The 16,005-nt window shown below is 58.7% G+C and carries 14 protein-coding genes and 2 pseudogenes; 4 read left to right on the top strand and 12 right to left on the bottom strand.

Annotated features, from left to right (window positions below; all coding sequences use genetic code 11):
* Positions 1 to 14 precede the first annotated feature (14 nt).
* Positions 15 to 1,076, top strand: coding sequence for a DNA polymerase IV (gene dinB / locus AB4N76_RS20140; RefSeq protein WP_109788002.1), 1,062 nt, complete (start codon positions 15 to 17; stop codon positions 1,074 to 1,076).
* A 54-nt stretch (positions 1,077 to 1,130) separates the two neighbouring features.
* Here dinB and AB4N76_RS20145 read toward each other — a convergent pair whose 3' ends face one another.
* From AB4N76_RS20145 to AB4N76_RS20160, 4 genes and pseudogenes are all read right to left on the bottom strand, one after another.
* Positions 1,131 to 2,084 (bottom strand): hypothetical protein, encoded by a 954-nt coding sequence (locus tag AB4N76_RS20145; RefSeq protein ID WP_460163431.1) that lies wholly within the window; start codon positions 2,082 to 2,084, stop codon positions 1,131 to 1,133.
* 17 nt (positions 2,085 to 2,101) lie between these two features.
* Entirely contained in the window at positions 2,102 to 3,817 is a 1,716-nt protein-coding gene (locus AB4N76_RS20150) for a proline--tRNA ligase (RefSeq protein ID WP_046029289.1), read from the bottom strand.
* Positions 3,818 to 3,947: 130 nt separating this feature from the next.
* A pseudogene (locus AB4N76_RS20155) lies at positions 3,948 to 5,508 on the bottom strand (AmpG family muropeptide MFS transporter).
* A gap of 44 nt (positions 5,509 to 5,552) precedes the next feature.
* Entirely contained in the window at positions 5,553 to 5,906 is a 354-nt protein-coding gene (locus AB4N76_RS20160) for an MGMT family protein (RefSeq protein ID WP_046029291.1), read from the bottom strand.
* A 163-nt stretch (positions 5,907 to 6,069) separates the two neighbouring features.
* On the opposite strand from AB4N76_RS20160, the gene AB4N76_RS20165 reads away from it, so the two are divergent.
* Positions 6,070 to 7,077 (top strand): DUF481 domain-containing protein, encoded by a 1,008-nt coding sequence (locus tag AB4N76_RS20165; RefSeq protein ID WP_460163432.1) that lies wholly within the window; start codon positions 6,070 to 6,072, stop codon positions 7,075 to 7,077.
* A gap of 108 nt (positions 7,078 to 7,185) precedes the next feature.
* Here AB4N76_RS20165 and AB4N76_RS20170 read toward each other — a convergent pair whose 3' ends face one another.
* On the bottom strand, positions 7,186 to 7,395 hold the full coding sequence (locus tag AB4N76_RS20170) for a cold-shock protein (RefSeq protein WP_002554837.1): 210 nt from the start codon (positions 7,393 to 7,395) through the stop codon (positions 7,186 to 7,188).
* Between the two features lie 353 nt (positions 7,396 to 7,748).
* Here AB4N76_RS20170 and dcd point away from each other — a divergent pair, with 353 nt between their 5' ends.
* Complete coding sequence (gene dcd, locus AB4N76_RS20175) at positions 7,749 to 8,315, top strand: dCTP deaminase (protein ID WP_046029293.1); 567 nt, start codon at positions 7,749 to 7,751, stop codon at positions 8,313 to 8,315.
* A 107-nt stretch (positions 8,316 to 8,422) separates the two neighbouring features.
* Positions 8,423 to 8,632: a hypothetical protein gene (locus AB4N76_RS20180; RefSeq protein WP_007947208.1), complete on the top strand. Its 210-nt coding sequence runs from the start codon at positions 8,423 to 8,425 to the stop codon at positions 8,630 to 8,632.
* 90 nt (positions 8,633 to 8,722) lie between these two features.
* Here AB4N76_RS20180 and AB4N76_RS20185 read toward each other — a convergent pair.
* From AB4N76_RS20185 to AB4N76_RS20215, 7 genes and pseudogenes are all read right to left on the bottom strand, one after another.
* A pseudogene (locus AB4N76_RS20185) lies at positions 8,723 to 9,486 on the bottom strand (ABC transporter ATP-binding protein).
* A 13-nt stretch (positions 9,487 to 9,499) separates the two neighbouring features.
* Positions 9,500 to 10,618, bottom strand: coding sequence for a succinylglutamate desuccinylase/aspartoacylase family protein (locus AB4N76_RS20190; protein ID WP_046029297.1), 1,119 nt, complete (start codon positions 10,616 to 10,618; stop codon positions 9,500 to 9,502).
* Positions 10,619 to 10,642: 24 nt separating this feature from the next.
* Positions 10,643 to 11,353 (bottom strand): ABC transporter permease, encoded by a 711-nt coding sequence (locus AB4N76_RS20195; RefSeq protein ID WP_046029299.1) that lies wholly within the window; start codon positions 11,351 to 11,353, stop codon positions 10,643 to 10,645.
* Entirely contained in the window at positions 11,350 to 12,078 is a 729-nt protein-coding gene (locus AB4N76_RS20200; protein ID WP_046029301.1) for an ABC transporter permease, read from the bottom strand. The genes AB4N76_RS20195 and AB4N76_RS20200 overlap by 4 nt, the downstream gene beginning before the upstream one ends.
* 56 nt (positions 12,079 to 12,134) lie before the next feature.
* On the bottom strand, positions 12,135 to 12,917 hold the full coding sequence (locus AB4N76_RS20205; RefSeq protein ID WP_046029303.1) for a transporter substrate-binding domain-containing protein: 783 nt from the start codon (positions 12,915 to 12,917) through the stop codon (positions 12,135 to 12,137).
* A gap of 217 nt (positions 12,918 to 13,134) precedes the next feature.
* Complete coding sequence (locus AB4N76_RS20210) at positions 13,135 to 14,811, bottom strand: ATP-dependent DNA ligase (RefSeq protein ID WP_460163433.1); 1,677 nt, start codon at positions 14,809 to 14,811, stop codon at positions 13,135 to 13,137.
* Positions 14,808 to 15,842: a ligase-associated DNA damage response exonuclease gene (locus tag AB4N76_RS20215; protein ID WP_460163434.1), complete on the bottom strand. Its 1,035-nt coding sequence runs from the start codon at positions 15,840 to 15,842 to the stop codon at positions 14,808 to 14,810. The genes AB4N76_RS20210 and AB4N76_RS20215 overlap by 4 nt, the downstream gene beginning before the upstream one ends.
* Positions 15,843 to 16,005: the final 163 nt, after the last annotated feature.

The raw sequence follows: 16,005 nt of genomic DNA on the forward strand, positions 1-16,005 counted from the left end.
AACGCCGCTTTTATATGACTCAGCGAAAAATCATCCACGTCGATTGTGACTGCTTTTATGCCGCCATCGAGATGCGTGACGACCCGCGTCTGGCCGGTAAACCGTTGGCAGTGGGTGGTTCGGCGGATCGGCGGGGAGTCATCGCGACCTGTAACTATGAAGCGCGGGCCTATGGCGTACGTTCGGCCATGTCGTCCGGGCATGCGTTAAAGCTGTGTCCGGACCTGACCATCGTCAAGCCACGCATGGACGCTTATAGAGAGGCGTCGAAGGAAATTCACACGATCTTTCGCGATTACACCGACATGATCGAGCCGCTGTCCCTCGATGAGGCTTACCTTGACGTATCGGACAGCGCGCATTTCGGGGGCAGCGCCACGCGTATCGCTCAGGACATCCGTCGCAGGGTGTCCAATCAATTGCATATCACCGTGTCGGCGGGCGTGGCGCCGAACAAGTTTCTGGCCAAGATCGCCAGTGACTGGAAAAAGCCCAACGGCTTGTTCGTCATTACGCCAGATCAAGTGGAAGACTTTGTCAGCGGTTTGCCAGTGAGCAAGCTGCACGGTGTGGGTAAGGTCACTGCCGATAAATTGGGCCGGCTGGGCATCGTCGATTGCTCGCAGTTGCGCGAGTGGGACAAATTGGCGCTTGTGCGCGAATTCGGCAGTTTTGGTGAACGACTTTGGAGCCTGGCCCGTGGGATCGATGAGCGTCTGGTCCATAACGACAGTCGTCGGCAGTCGATCAGTGTCGAAAATACCTATGACGTGGATCTGCCGGATTTGGTGAGCTGCCTGGATAAATTGCCCGAGTTGCTGGAAACCCTGGCGGGACGTATGGCGCGGATCGACAGCAGTTATCGGCCGGGCAAGCCATTCGTCAAAGTGAAATTCCATGACTTTACCCAGACCACGCTGGAACAGGCCGGGGCAGGGCGGGACTTGGGTAGTTATCAGTTGTTGCTGACCCAGGCGTTCAATCGCGGCGGGAAACCGGTGCGGTTGTTGGGGGTTGGGGTCAGGCTGGAGGATTTGCGCGGTGGGTTTGAGCAGATGGAGTTGTTTGAGCGGTAGTTCTGCCGTGAACTCAAGGGGCTCATCGCGGGCAAGCCCGCGATGCTTCTGCTTTTAGTTCAGTCCCGGATTCGCAACCAGGCGCCCTGCATTGCGGTTCAACGACTTGAGGAACTCGGCCTGCAACTCAGGATCGTTGCGGGTCAGCTCGATCAGGCTTTGTTCCAGTTCGCTGGCTTCTTCTTCCAGGCCCAGGTCCGACAGACGCTTGACCCGGTGCACCCACTGGCTCACTTCGTCGTCTTCGAGGTCCTCGTAAATCAGCTCGTGGGCCTCAAGCAATTTGCCGCGCAATGAACTGCTGACCGCCAAGGATGAATTGGTGCGCACATCACCCTGGCCATCTTCGGCACTGATCAACAATCGGGTCAGATGGTTGATGTCATGCTCGGCGAACGGGCTGTCCAGCAGATTCAGGCGCAAAACGCCGTTTTTGTCGGTGCTCAGTTCGAACGTTTCCTTGCCGGCCTTGACCTGCACCGGGCGCTCGCTCCATGGCAGGCTCGAGTACTCGGTGCGCTTATCGCGCTGGACTTCGTCGATGCCGGCCAGGTTTTGCTGCGCACGACCGTGCGATTGCACGTTCATGAACGGGTTGAGCCCGGCGAAACCATAGCTCAGCCAATCCTTGGTCACGCTGTCCGGCAAGTTACCGAGGGCGAACACATTGACGACATTCGCCCCGACACCGGCTACGACGGCCACCGCGCCCAGCGGGATCTCATAGGCCTCCCGCCAGGGTTGATAAGGCGTGTAGCGATCATAGTGGCGCGTGACTTCGAACTCGGTGACTTCGAACGTCTTCTGCTCGTGAATTTTCACCCGACGTTGCGGCAGATCCAGCACCTTCGGCTCGCCGACATCGATCTGCAGGCTGTGATCGAGCAATTTGCGCTCGACACGCTCCTCGTTCTCGCTACGTTGCGACATGTGATTGGCGCAGCCGCTGACCAGCAGGGTACCGCACAGGGCGGCACCACCGAGGCCTAAGGTGTTTCGCTTGAACATGACTTCTCTATCTGGTGTCAGCGGCGGATACGGGCCTGGAGGAAAGACAACACGTCAGCGACCGGCAGCGCTTGCGCTTCAGGTTCGGTGCGGCTCTTGTATTCCAGATTGCCTTCGGCAAGGCCGCGGTCACTGACCACGATCCGGTGAGGGATGCCGATCAGCTCCATGTCCGCGAACTTGATGCCCGGGCTGGTTTTCTTGTCGCGGTCGTCCAGCAGTACTTCGAAACCGGCTGCAGTCAGTTCTGCATAGAGCTTGTCGGTGGCTTCACGAACCTGTTCGGTTTCGTAGCGCAATGGCACCAGGGCAACCTGGAAGGGCGCAAGCGTGTCGCTCCAGATGATGCCGTTGGCGTCGTTGTTCTGCTCGATGGCGGCAGCCACCACGCGGGAAACGCCGATGCCGTAGCAGCCCATTTCCAGGGTGACCGGCTTGCCGTTCTCGCCCAGCACTTCGCACTTCATCGCCTTGCTGTACTTGTTGCCCAGCTGGAAGATGTGCCCGACTTCGATGCCACGCTTGATTTCCAACGTGCCCTTGCCATCCGGGCTTGGGTCGCCAGCTACTACGTTGCGCAGGTCGGCAACGGTCGGAACTGGCAGATCGCGCTCCCAGTTCACGCCGAAGTAGTGCTTGTCGTCGATGTTCGCGCCGATGCCGAAGTCGCTCATCAGCTCAACCGAACGGTCGATGATGATCGGCAGTGGCAGGTTCAGCGGGCCGAGGGAGCCGGCGCCGGCGCCAATGGCGTCGCGCAGTTCTGCGTCGGTGGCCATGACCAGCGGGCTGGCAACGCCAGGTTGCTGGGCAGCCTTGATCTCGTTGAGCTCGTGGTCACCGCGAATGACCAGGGCGATCAGCTTGCCTTCTTCTTCGGCGCGCACAATCAGGGTCTTGATGGTTTTTTCAATCGGCAGATTGAATTTTTCCACCAGCGCGGCGATGGTCTTGGTGTCTGGCGTGTCGACCAGACGCAGCTCTTCGGCGGGGGCTGGACGGGAAGTTTCCCGTGGCACCGCTTCGGCTTTCTCGATGTTCGCTGCGTAGTCGGAACCGTTGCTGAAGACGATGTCGTCCTCGCCTGATTCGGCCAGTACGTGGAACTCATGGGAGCCGGCGCCGCCGATGGAGCCGTTGTCGGCTTCTACAGGGCGGAATCTCAGACCCAGACGGGTGAAGACGTTGCAGTACGCCTGGTGCATGCGGTCGTAGGTAACTTGCAGCGAAGCCTGGTCAGCGTGGAACGAATAGGCGTCCTTCATGATGAACTCACGACCGCGCATCAAACCGAAGCGTGGACGGATTTCATCACGGAATTTGGTCTGGATCTGATACAGGTTGATCGGCAGCTGTTTGTAGCTGCTCAATTCGTTGCGCATCAGGTCGGTGATGACTTCTTCGTGGGTCGGGCCCGCGCAGAAATCACGACCGTGGCGATCCTTGAAGCGCAGCAATTCAGGGCCGTACTCTTCCCAGCGACCGGATTCCTGCCACAGCTCAGCCGGTTGTGTGCTCGGCATCAACACTTCGAGAGAGCCCGCAGCGTTCATTTCTTCACGAACGACGGCTTCGACCTTGCGCATCACTCGCAAGCCCATCGGCAGCCAGGTGTACAGGCCCGAGGCGAGTTTGCGGATCATGCCGGCGCGCAGCATCAGCTGATGGCTGATCACGACCGCGTCGGAAGGCGTTTCTTTCTGTGTGGCGAGCAAAAATTGACTGGTGCGCATGGTTGGCCGTTGTCGGTTGCTGATGACGAGAAATGACGGAGCATTGTACGGGCGAGATCCGCTGGCGTACAGGCGTGCGGTCGGTGGGGTGGCAGGAGGGCGGGAATCACACCGCCCCTTGCGACGCTTCCTACGATTCTTCCACGATCTGGCTCGGAACCGGCTCCGGCGTTGGTGTCGGACCTGCACGACGGCTCTCCTGGAACCAGTGCAAGGCAATCAACAGCAGGGTCGGAACGCCGAGCAAGGCGGTAATCAAGAAGAAATTGTGATAGCCGAACTTCTCGACCATGACCCCCTGAGTAACCGCCGATCAGGCGTGGCAACAGCAGCATGATCGAGCTGAGCAGGGCGTATTGTGTGGCGGAAAACTTGAGGTTGGTCAGGCTCGACAGGTAAGCGACGAACGCCGAAGTCGCCAGGCCGGAACTGAAGTTGTCCAGGGAAATGGTGAGGATCAGCATGTTCAGGTTGGCGCCCATGTCGGCGAGCATCAGGAACAGGATGTTTGTCGCCGCGGACGCAACGCCGCCGATGAACAGGATCGGCAAAATGCCGAAACGTACGATCAGCAGGCCGCCCATGCCGGCACCGACCAGCGTCATGATCAAGCCAAAGATTTTACTGACGCTGGCAATCTGGTCCTTGGTGAACCCCATGTCGATGTAAAACACGTTGGCCATCACACCCATGACCGTATCGGACATCCGGTACGTGGCGATCAGCCCCAATAGCAGGAGGGCTTGCCAGCGGTAACGCGAAATGAAGTCGTTGATGGGGGTCAGCACGGGCGCCAGGCCGCGGCGGCCCATGGACGACAGGCAAAGCAGCGTTAGCGTGGTGTAGAGGATTGCCCGCAGGAATGCACGGTCATCGAGCAGTAGGTCGAGCAGACTCACGCCTTCGAACAGCACACTGGCGAAGTCGGTGTAATAGAACTGAGTGAACATCGCGGGAACGGACACCAGCAACACGATCAGTACAAACACCGATGCCAGTTGATGCACGAATTTGTAGCGTCCGGCCTGAAGCTGAGTGCGCAGCGGCACAGGTGGTTCGCGCATGAACAGCGAGGTGATCAATGCCGGAACCATCAGGGCGCCGAACAGCAAGTAGGTGCCGGCCCAGGCTGAATGCTGATAATTGAAACCGGTGGAACCGAAGCCCTCGGCGAAGAACAGTGCACCGGCGGTCGCTAGCAGCGCGGCGATCCGATAGCCTGACATATAACTGGCGGCAAGCGCTGCCTGACGGCTGTCTTCGGCAATTTCCAGGCGATAGGCATCTACAGCAATGTCTTGTGTCGCCGAGGCGAAGGCAACGACCACTGCGATAGCGATCAACCAGGACAAATGCTTTTGTGGGTCACAGAAGCCCATGCCGATCAGGCCAAGGATCACCAGCGCCTGGGACAACACCAGCCACGAGCGTCGTCGACCCAGCTTGCCGAGAAATGGCAGGCGCCATTGGTCGAGCAGCGGGGACCAGACCCATTTAAAGGCGTAGGCCAGGCCTATCAGGCTTGCATAGCCGATGGTTTCGCGGGCAACTCCGGCCTCGCGAAGCCAGACGGAAAGCGTCGAAAACACCAGCATGTAGGGCAGGCCGGCGGCGAAACCAAGCAGCAACAACACGAGCGTCGAAGGGCTGGCATAGGCGGCGAGCGCGGCGCGCCAGGTTTTACGGGGCATGGGCTGGAGTCTGCCTCAAGAATTACGGAAACAAAGCGCGCACTCTAACCGCTGTGCTCTACCGGACGCCAGCCATGGCGCTGAATATCAACACGATTGTTCAGGATGCTGATGCCTTCGGCGCGTAAACGCGCGCGCTGTTCATCCCCCGAAGGGCTGCCCACAGGCAGGCTGATCCGACCACCGGCACCGAGCACCCGATGCCAGGGCAGTTTGGTGTCACCCGGCAATTGGCTCAACGTGCGTCCGACCCAGCGGGCGGCGCGACCGAGTCCGGCCAGCTCCGCCAGTTGACCATAGCTCACCACTTTGCCTTCAGGCACTTGGGCCAGGGTCAGGTAGAGCGCCGTGCGTCGGATTTGCGCCTGGCTTTCCGTTTCAGAGGTGGGGTTGGGCATGTCCGGGGTTCCTGAGGAGGTTCGCGTTACCGTTTGTAGAGTAAGTCCGGGATCAGGGATTGAGAAATGAACTCAATAGAATTAGTCGGGTCAGTCCTTGTTCGGGCCTTATCCTTAAGGATAATGACGACTTTTTTTCGCAATCTTGAGCCTGTATTTACTTATGTTGTCCAGAACCCTGCTCTGTCTCGCTGTCCTGAGTGCTTCCATGCCGGCGCTCGCTGACACTGTCTGGTTGAAGAACGGTGACAAGTTGAGCGGCAAGATCACGCTATTCGATGGCGGCAAGCTGTTGATCCAGACCGAGTACGCCGGTGCAATCCCGATCGACTGGAAGCAGGTCAAAACCCTGGAGAGTGATCAGGAGTTGCTGGTCAAGCAGGATGCCTATACCGGCGAAAAAGCCAAGTCGTTGCGTGCGGCCGAGGGCGGCAAGGTCACGCTGGCCAACGGCGACGCGCCTAAGACGGTGGAGTTGGCCAGTATTCAGCAAATTCTCAAGCCCAAGCCGGTGGTCGAGGATTTGGTGTGGAAGGGCAACGTCGACCTGGCGCTGGACTACCAAAGGGCTGAGAACGACACCGATGATTACGACATCGACTTCAGGACCACGGCGCGTCATGGCCGCTGGCGGCATATCGCGGAAGGTGAATACAACCGCGAATTCCAGGATGGAGATGTGACCGCGGACAACTGGCGTGCTGAATACTCGCTCGACCGCTTCCTGACCGAGAAATGGTTCTGGGAGGGGCGACTGGTGTACAAGCGCGACAAAGTCGAAGACCTTTCCCGTCAACGCACTGTCGGTACAGGCCCTGGTTACCAGTTCTGGGACGACGAGCTGGGTGCATTCTCCTTGGGGTCGCTGGTCAACCGCACGGACTATGAGTTCTCGGACGGCAACAAGGATAACTTCTATGCCCTGGCGATGAAGTGGGATTACAACCGTTACCTGGTCGGCAAGACGGTGGAGTTCTTTACCCATGGTGAGGTGGCGAAGCCGTTGTCGGGTGTGGCGGATTACGCGCTGGATGCTGAAATGGGATTGCGATACAAGGTGACAGACTGGGCTTCGCTCAATCTCAAGGCGGAGCGAGACGTCATCAGCGGTACGGATGACAGTGACCTGAACAAGACGCGCTACACCGCAGGGTTCGGTGTGGCCTGGTAAGACGCAAAAATCGCAGCCATGGGGCTGCGATTTTTTTGCCTGAAAAACTGTCAGGCACAAAAAAGCCCCGCTTTTAAGGGCGGGGCTTTTTACTAAAGCAAGTACAAGTTAGATAACTTGAACTTCTTCAGCTTGCATGCCTTTCTGACCGCGGGTAGCGATGAAAGAAACCTGTTGGCCTTCTTTCAGGCTTTTGAAGCCGTCGGATTGGATAGCTTTGAAGTGAACGAACAGGTCGTCACCGGATTGTGGAGTGATGAAGCCGAAGCCTTTTTCATCGTTGAACCACTTAACGGTACCGGTTTGGCGATTAGACATGGTGTAACTCCTTGAACAAAGATAACTGCGACTCAGGAAGAACCCTGGCCGAGACTGAGTGCAAAGAGCAGGAAAAATTCTTGTAGATGGTTGGATCGAAATTCAACATATCGTGTAGAGATTCTCAGTGACACAAGCAGCACAGTGGCGCCACCTTAACCCTTTTCCGGGACGTGCCAATGCTTCTTGCGAAGGTTTCTCTCTTTTCAGGACTGACGGTCCTTTGGATTGGGCGAAAGGTCCTGAATTCACGGGGGAGCGGGGAGAATTATGCCCCGGACTTTGAACCCGGGGCGCGCGCCCGGTAAGATGCCGGACAGAATTTTTCCACCTCGCTATTCAGGACACACGCCATGAGCATCAAATCGGACAAGTGGATTCGCCGCATGGCGCAAGAGCACGGCATGATCGACCCCTTCGTTGAGCGCCAGATGCGTGGCGAAGGCGCCGAGCGTGTGATTTCCTACGGCGTTTCGAGCTACGGCTACGATGTGCGCTGCGCCGATGAGTTCAAGGTGTTCACCAACATTAACTCGGCGACCGTTGATCCGAAGAATTTCGACGAGAAGAGCTTCGTCGACGTCAAAAGCGATGTTTGCATCATTCCGCCAAACTCCTTCGCATTGGCGCGCACCGTGGAGTTCTTCCGTATTCCGCGCAACGTGCTGACCATCTGCCTGGGTAAAAGCACCTACGCGCGTTGCGGCATTATCGTCAACGTGACGCCGCTTGAGCCTGAGTGGGAAGGGCACGTGACGCTGGAGTTCTCCAACACCACGACACTGCCGGCGAAGATCTACGCCAATGAAGGCGTCGCACAGATGCTGTTCTTCGAATCCGACGAAGAGTGCGAAGTCTCCTACAAGGACCGTGGTGGCAAGTACCAGGGCCAGCTCGGCGTTACCCTGCCGCGCACCTGATCCGTTCATCTGGCCAGTCAGCGGGAATTCCTGAGCGGGTAGACACTCTATGGGGTGTACTGCCCGGTTCGCGCACAGCGGACGGGGCCATTGCTCAGGAGTGCTTTATGAAGATCGATCCGCGAATAAGTGCCGAGCTGGCAAGGCTTGAGCCCAATCAGATTGGCGTTTTGGCCTGGTCCTTGTTGGCACATCCACCCGTCAGCATGGCGGGGGGCATCCCCGGTCAACCAGACCCCGATACCCCGAACGAACAACCGACGGAACCTGGCGAACCCACCCTGCCGGATGAGCCACCTCCGGCGCCTGTCGCCTGATCTGCCGCCAAAAAAAATGGCCAGTGCAGTTGATGTCCGTAAAGACGTCAGCTGACTGGCCATTTTTTGTTGTGGGGATGAGGCTCGGCGTTACTTCAGGTTGCCGCTGAGGAATTGCTTGAGCCGCTCACTCTTCGGATTGCCCAGCACGTCTTCCGGCGCGCCTTCTTCTTCCACCAGCCCTTTGTGCAGGAACAGTACCTGGCTGGAGACTTTGCGGGCGAAACTCATTTCGTGCGTCACCATGATCATGGTCCGGCCTTCTTCGGCCAGGCCCTGGATCACGCGCAATACTTCACCCACCAGTTCCGGGTCGAGCGCCGACGTCGGTTCGTCGAACAGCATGACTTCCGGTTCCATGGCCAGCGCCCGGGCAATGGCGACCCGCTGCTGCTGACCGCCAGACAGGAAAGCCGGGTACTGGTCGGCGACGCGGGCGGCCAGGCCGACCTTGTCCAGGTAACGCCGGGCGCGGTCTTCGGCCTCTTCTTTGCTGCAGCCCAACACCCGGCGCGGGGCCATGGTGATGTTTTCCAGCACCGTCATATGGCTCCACAGGTTGAAATGCTGGAACACCATGGCCAGGCGGGTACGGATCCGTTGCAGTTCATCGGCATCGGCCACGTGCATGCCGTGACGATCCTTGATCATGCGGATGTTCTGGCCGTCCAGGCTCATGGCGCCGTCGTTGGGCTGTTCGAGAAAGTTGATGCAACGCAGGAACGTACTTTACCCGAGCCGCTGGCGCCGATCAGGCTGATGACGTCGCCGGTGTTGGCCTTGAGCGAAACACCTTTGAGGACTTCGTGATCGCCATAGCTTTTATGCAGGCCTTCGATCGTCAGTTTGTACATGGGGCATGCATCCTCAAGGCGAAAGTAGGTAGCCGCTGCGATAGGCTTCGGCGCCCGCGACGTGCGCGATCACCATGCCTGCAGTGGCCATGCGCCGCAGCGAACGGGCGTACATCAACCCGGCGGCGGTGCAATGAACGGGGGTGACGCGATCGTTGATCGGGTCAATGATTTCGGCGATCAGTTGCCCGGCTTCCAGGTATTCCCCCGGCAGTGCGGTGAACACCAGCAAGCCGCCGACCGGCGTGGCTACCGGTTCGACGCCCGCCAATGGTGTGGCGGGGTAGGGCAGTTCGGGCAGCGGAGCCGGCTCGCCGGCAATGGCGCCGAAGTGAATCAGGTACTCGATCAGCGCCTGGCAATCGAGGCTGGCCAGCGGATGATTGACGTCACCCTGGCCGCGCAATTCGACGGTCACCGAGAAACTGCCCGGCGGAATGTCAAAGCGCTCGCTGAAGCGCTCCTTCAATTGCCACCAGAGCAGGGTGAAACATTCGTCGAACGATTGGCCGCCGGAATCGGTGGCTAGCAAACTCGCCTCGGAACCGATGTAGCGCGCCAGCGGCTCGACCTGCGGCCAGGCTTCCGGTGTGGTGTAGAGGTGCGCGACGGCTTCGAAGTCGCAGTGCAGGTCCAGCACCATGTCTGCATCGCAGGCCAGGCGTTGCAGCGTCAGGCGTTGGGATTGCAGTTGAGTGCTGGCGGTCTGCCGGGCGAGGGCGTTGCGCAAACTTTCGCGGATCAACTCGAGGTTGCGCTGCGGGTCGTCACTGAGTTGGCCTTCGATTTCATTGCCGACTGCTTCGCTCAGATCGATGAACCAGCGGTTGAAGTTCTGACCGCTTTCCAGTTCGAAGCGGCCCAGAGGGACTTCCATCAGCACTTGTTCCAGGCCGACCGGATTGGCCACGGGCACCAACACGATTTCGCTGATCAGCCGGCCGGCGGCTTCCAGTTCCGCCAGGCGTTGCTTGAGGTGCCAGGCCACGAGCATGCCGGGCAGTTCATCGGCATGCAGTGACGACTGGATGTAGATCTTGCCTTTGGCCGATGCAGGGCCGTAATGGAAACTGTGGATCTGTCGTGCAGTCCCCGGTACTGGGGCCAGCAAGTCATGAGTCTGGTGGCGCATGTTTCTTTATTCCTAAAGCGGGTCCTAGTGGGTCGGCCCGAGGAAGGCCAGCCATCGGCGTTCGGCGAGGCGGAACAGGCCGACCAGCGCAAAGGTCACGGTCAGGTAGATCAGCGCAGCGATGCCGAACGACTGGAAGGTCAGGAAGGTCGCCGAGTTGGCGTCCCGAGCGACTTTCAAAATGTCCGGAATGGTTGCGGTGAACGCCACGGTGGTCGAGTGCAGCATCAGGATCACTTCGTTGCTGTAGTACGGCAACGAGCGACGCAGGGCTGAGGGCATGATCACGTAGGCATACAGCTTCCAGCCGGTCAGGCCATAAGCCTTGGCGGCTTCGACTTCACCGTGGTTCATGCTGCGAATGGCACCGGCGAAAATTTCCGTGGTGTAGGCGCAGGTGTTCAGGGCGAAGGCCAGGATCGTGCAATTCATCGCATCGCGAAAGAATGCGTCCAGTACCGGCTGAGCCCGAATGGCGGCCAGGCTGTAGATCCCCGTGTAACAGATCAATAGCTGGATATAGAGCGGCGTGCCACGAAACAGATAGGTATAGAACTGCACTGGCCAACGGATGTAGAAGTGCGGTGACACCCGGGCGATGGACAGCGGAATCGACACGATAAAACCGAAGAAGATCGAAGCGCTGAGCAACCACATCGTCATGGCCAGGCCGGTGATGTTGTTGCCGTCGCTATAGAGGAAGGGTTTCCAGTATTCCTGCAGAAGTTCGATCATCGTACGGCCTCCCGGGTACCGGCGGAGTAACGACGTTCAAGCCAGCGCAGAATGAAATTGGACGCGCTGGTGATCACCAGGTAGATCAGCGCGGCAAGTACCAGGAAGTAAAATAGCTGATAGCTGCTTTTGCCGGCGTCCTGGGCAGCCTTGACCAGATCGGCAAGGCCGATGATCGAGACCAGGGCCGTGGCCTTGAGCATCACCATCCAGTTGTTACCGATACCCGGCAGGGCATAACGCATCATCTGCGGGAACACCACGATCCAGAAACGCTGGCCGCGCTTGAGGCCATAGGCGGTGGCCGCTTCGACCTGACCCCGTGGGACGGCGAGAATCGCGCCACGGAAGGTTTCGGTGAAATACGCGCCATAGATGAAGCCCAGGGTGATGACCCCGGCGCTGAACGGGTTGATCTCGATGTATTCCCATTCCATGTAATCGGTCAGGGACGTCAGCCAGGTTTGCAGGCTGTAGAAAATCAGTAGCATCAGGACCAGGTCCGGAACGCCGCGAATAAGTGTGGTGTAAAGCTGGGCAGGCACGCGCATCAGTTTGACTTTTGACAGCTTGGCACTGGCACCGAGTAGCCCGAGCAACACGGCTACCAATAGCGACAACGCCGACAACTTGATCGTCATCCAGGTGCCTTGCATCAGCAACGGACCGAAGCCCTTGAGGCTGAAGGCAGAGAGCCCCAGATTTTGTAATAGGTTTTCGAACATAAATCAGCAACCTGATCGGATGAAAAAAGCGCCCATCGCGAGATGGGCGCCGGGCATTATTTGCCGCTGAACAGATTCAGATCGCCAAAGTGTTTCTTCTGGATGGTGGCGTAGGTGCCATCATCGTGTAACGCTTTGATACCTTTATCCAAAAGCGCTTTCAGCTCGGTGTTACCTTTCTTAATGCCGACGGCAGTTTTGGCTGGCAGCAAAGCGTTGTCGACTGGCTTGCTGACATCATAGTCGGCGCCTTGTGGCGACTTCAGGAAGCCCAGTTCGGCTTGCAGCATGTCCTGAATCCCTGCATCGAGACGACCGGAAGTCAAGTCGGCGTAGACCTGATCCTGGTTGGCGTAGGCCTGGGTTTTCACGCCGGCCTTGTCCAGAACGGCTTTGGCATAGGCTTCCTGAATGGTGCCTTGTTCGTAGCCGACGGTTTTGCCCTTGAGCGAAGCGACGTCCGCCGTCACGCCAGAACCTTTCTTGAACACGTAGGCCGTTGGGCCGGAGAACAGCTCGCTGGAGAAGTCGATGACTTTTTCACGGGCTTCGGTAACGGTCATCGACGAGATCACACCGTCGAATTTGTTGGCTTTGAGGCCTGGAATCATGCCATCGAAGTCACTTTCGACCCATTTGCATTTGACCTTCAGCTCGGCGCAGATCGCGTTCCCCAGATCGATGTCGAAGCCTACCAGGCTACCGTCGGCCGCTTTGGACTCGAAAGGTGCATAGGAAGGGTCAACACCAAAACGCAGCTCTTTGTATTCCTTGGCCAGCGCGGAGCCGGCAGCCATGCACAAAGCCAGTGCAGAAAGGGTCAGCAATGCTTTTTTCATTATTCAATCCCTAAGAACCAATATGAGCGCTTGTGGCGCAGAATTATTGTTACTGGAAAGCGTAAGACCTAATGAAAGTAGCAATTTCCGAACCAGAGTCCCGAACAAGCGTTTTAAAAGGTCATACAAGAAGTGACGGCGCAGGAATTGTGCACGAAAACGGGCTTGATGAGTGGGGTGCACCAACTTTGTTCGAGCGGACACAAAAACCAGTGGGTCAGCCCAATAATTTTTGCAATGTGCCGAGGTCGTCAGCGTCCTCAACCGACTTGTCCTGACGCCAGCGCAACATCCTGGGGAAGCGCACGGCAATTCCGCTTTTGTGGCGTTTTGAAAGGGCAATGCCTTCGAATCCCAACTCGAACACCAGGCTGGGTTTCACGCTGTTGACCGGGCCGAATTTTTCCACCGTGGTTTTGCGCACGATGCTGTCGACCTGGCGCAATTCTTCGTCGGTCAGCCCTGAATAGGCCTTGGCGAAGGGGACCAGCGTGCGTTCGCTGGCATCAGGCGGACCATCCCAGACCGCGAAGGTGTAATCACTGTAGAGATTCGCCCGTCGTCCGTTGCCACGCTGGGCATAAATCAGCACCGCGTCGACGCTGAACGGGTCGACTTTCCATTTCCACCACACGCCCATGTCCTTGGTCCGGCCGACGCCGTACAGCGAATTCCGTGCTTTGAGCATCATGCCTTCGACGCCGAGACTGCGGGAGGCCTCCCTTTGTTGGGCGAGGCCCAGCCAGTTCTCACCGATGAGCACTGGTGAGGCGAGTAACACCGGGCTGTTACAGGTGGCTACGACCGTTTCCAACTGAGTGCGACGCTTGGCCAGCGATTGATTGCGCCAATCCGCGCCGTGCCATTCCAGCAGGTCGTAGGCGAGGATCACCACGGGCACCTCTTCGAGGATTTTCTTGCCGAGAGTTTTGCGTCCAAGGCGCTGTTGCAACAAGGCGAAAGGTTGCACGGCGGGAATGCCGGGCAGGCTGGCATCGGTGCCGTGAGGCGCGGATTTCCATGCCACGATTTCACCGTCGATCACCGTGCCGTCGGGCAAGCCGTGCACGAGGTGATCAAACTCAGGGAAGCGTTCGGTCACCAATTCCTCGCCCCGCGACCAGATCCACAAACGCCCGTCGCGCTTGATCACTTGCGCGCGAATGCCATCCCATTTCCACTCCACCAGCCATTGGCTGGCGGGGCCGAGCAATGCGTCGAATTGCCCGGCCGGTTGCGACAAGGCATGGGCCAGGAAGAACGGATAAGGTTGCCCCCCGCGCTGCGCGTGTTCATCACCGGACTCAGCCGCGATCAATTTCAGGTAGCTGGCAGCGCTCGGGCGATTAGATAAGTCGGTGTAACCGACCATTCGCTGGGCCACGCGTTTACTGTCGAGCCCGGCCATGGCTGCCAGGGCTCGGGTCACCAGTTGCCTGTAAACGCCGACACGGAAACTGCCGGTGATCAGTTTGATGCAGAGCATCAGGCTGGCGCGATCCAGTTGCGACCAGAGATTTGGCAATTGCTGGGCGAGTACAGAGGGGGATTCGCCGCGCAAGGGCAGCAGCTTGTCTTCGATCCAGGTCGCCAGTCCCTCAGTGGAACGGTGGTGGGCTACGGGCAGCACCAGCGAGATGGTTTCTGCCAGATCGCCCACCGCCTGATAACTCTCTTCGAACAGCCAGGGTTGAAGGCCGGAAATGGTCACCGCCAACTCTCGCAATATGCGCACGGGCACCAATTGCCGAGGGCGTCCTCCGGCTAAAAAGTACACGGCCCACGCGGCATCTTGCGGCGAGGCCTGAGCAAAGTAGATTTGCATGGCCGCCAGCTTGGCGTTGCTCGACGTGGTGGCGTCGAGTTCGGCATACAACTCGGCGAACGCCTTCATGCCAACACCTTGTCTTTCTGGGGGGCGATCAGGGTGTTTTGTTCCTCGTCGTCGCCGTACTCGGTGTTGAAACCCTGTGCATCGAGACCTTGTTCACGCAGGTGGCGCACCAGAACCTCGACCGAGCCATGCGTCACCATCACCCGCTCGGCCCCGGTTTGTTCAATCGCCCAGAGCAGGCCCGGCCAATCGGCATGGTCGGAGAGCACGAATCCCCGATCGACACCGCGCCGCCGACGGGGGCCACGCAAGCGCATCCAGCCGCTGGCGAAGCCGTCGCTGTACTCACCGAAACGACGCATCCAGGTACTGGCGCCCGCGGATGGCGGCGCGATGATCAGGGCTTTACGCATCATCGGGTCACTCTTTTTTACCTCGCCGGCATAGAGAGTGGGCGGTAGGTAAACGCCGCTCTGGCGATACATCTGGTTAATCGGCTCCACGGCGCCATGCACCAGAATCGGGCCGAGAAGGGCGTCGATGCCATGGAGAATGCGCTGCGCTTTGCCTAATGAGTAGCAGAGCAGCACGCTGGCCCTGTCGGCGGCGGCGTTGGCCTGCCACCACAGATTGATCTCGGCAAACACCTGCGCCTGAGGTTGCCAGCGATAAATCGGCAGGCCGAAGGTCGACTCGGTGATGAAGGTGTGGCACCGCACCGGCTCGAAGGGCGCACACGTGCCGTCGGCTTCGGTCTTGTAATCCCCCGAGGCGACCCAGACCTCGCCGCCGTATTCCAGTCGCACCTGGGCCGAGCCGAGCACGTGCCCGGCGGGGTGAAAGCTGACGGTGACGCCATGATGTTTCAAGGCGTGGCCGTAAGGCAGGGTTTGCAGATTGATGTCTGCACCCAGGCGAGCACGCAGGATGCCTTCGCCGGCTGACGCCGTCAGGTAGTGACGATTTCCGCTTCGGGCATGATCGCTGTGAGCATGGGTGATGATTGCGCGCTCGACGGGGCGCCACGGGTCGATGTAGAAATCCCCGGCCGGGCAGTACAAACCTTCAGGACGCGCGATAACAAGTTCCATGCTGTTGCCAAAATGGAGGGACTTGTTAGCTATGAGGTTGGCGTGAAGCCAGAAGTTCTATTGTTTTTTCAAGGGTGTTGATTGTTCCCACGCTCCGCGTGGTAACGCCTCAAGGGACGCTCCGCGTCCAGTGACGCAAAGCGTCACGAGCCGCATTCCCACG

Source organism: Pseudomonas sp. S2_F03, from assembly GCF_054668335.1.

Coding starts and splice junctions, on each gene's coding strand:
- AB4N76_RS20190 (WP_046029297.1), bottom strand. CDS start 10,618: ATGCGCCACCAGACTCATGACTTGCTGGCCCCAGTACCGGGGACTGCA.
- AB4N76_RS20195 (WP_046029299.1), bottom strand. CDS start 11,353: ATGATCGAACTTCTGCAGGAATACTGGAAACCCTTCCTCTATAGCGAC.
- AB4N76_RS20210 (WP_460163433.1), bottom strand. CDS start 14,811: ATGAAGGCGTTCGCCGAGTTGTATGCCGAACTCGACGCCACCACGTCG.
- AB4N76_RS20170 (WP_002554837.1), bottom strand. CDS start 7,395: ATGTCTAATCGCCAAACCGGTACCGTTAAGTGGTTCAACGATGAAAAA.
- AB4N76_RS20160 (WP_046029291.1), bottom strand. CDS start 5,906: ATGCCCAACCCCACCTCTGAAACGGAAAGCCAGGCGCAAATCCGACGC.
- AB4N76_RS20200 (WP_046029301.1), bottom strand. CDS start 12,078: ATGTTCGAAAACCTATTACAAAATCTGGGGCTCTCTGCCTTCAGCCTC.
- AB4N76_RS20205 (WP_046029303.1), bottom strand. CDS start 12,917: ATGAAAAAAGCATTGCTGACCCTTTCTGCACTGGCTTTGTGCATGGCT.
- AB4N76_RS20150 (WP_046029289.1), bottom strand. CDS start 3,817: ATGCGCACCAGTCAATTTTTGCTCGCCACACAGAAAGAAACGCCTTCC.
- dcd (WP_046029293.1), top strand. CDS start 7,749: ATGAGCATCAAATCGGACAAGTGGATTCGCCGCATGGCGCAAGAGCAC.
- dinB (WP_109788002.1), top strand. CDS start 15: ATGACTCAGCGAAAAATCATCCACGTCGATTGTGACTGCTTTTATGCC.
- AB4N76_RS20165 (WP_460163432.1), top strand. CDS start 6,070: ATGTTGTCCAGAACCCTGCTCTGTCTCGCTGTCCTGAGTGCTTCCATG.
- AB4N76_RS20145 (WP_460163431.1), bottom strand. CDS start 2,084: ATGTTCAAGCGAAACACCTTAGGCCTCGGTGGTGCCGCCCTGTGCGGT.
- AB4N76_RS20180 (WP_007947208.1), top strand. CDS start 8,423: ATGAAGATCGATCCGCGAATAAGTGCCGAGCTGGCAAGGCTTGAGCCC.
- AB4N76_RS20215 (WP_460163434.1), bottom strand. CDS start 15,842: ATGGAACTTGTTATCGCGCGTCCTGAAGGTTTGTACTGCCCGGCCGGG.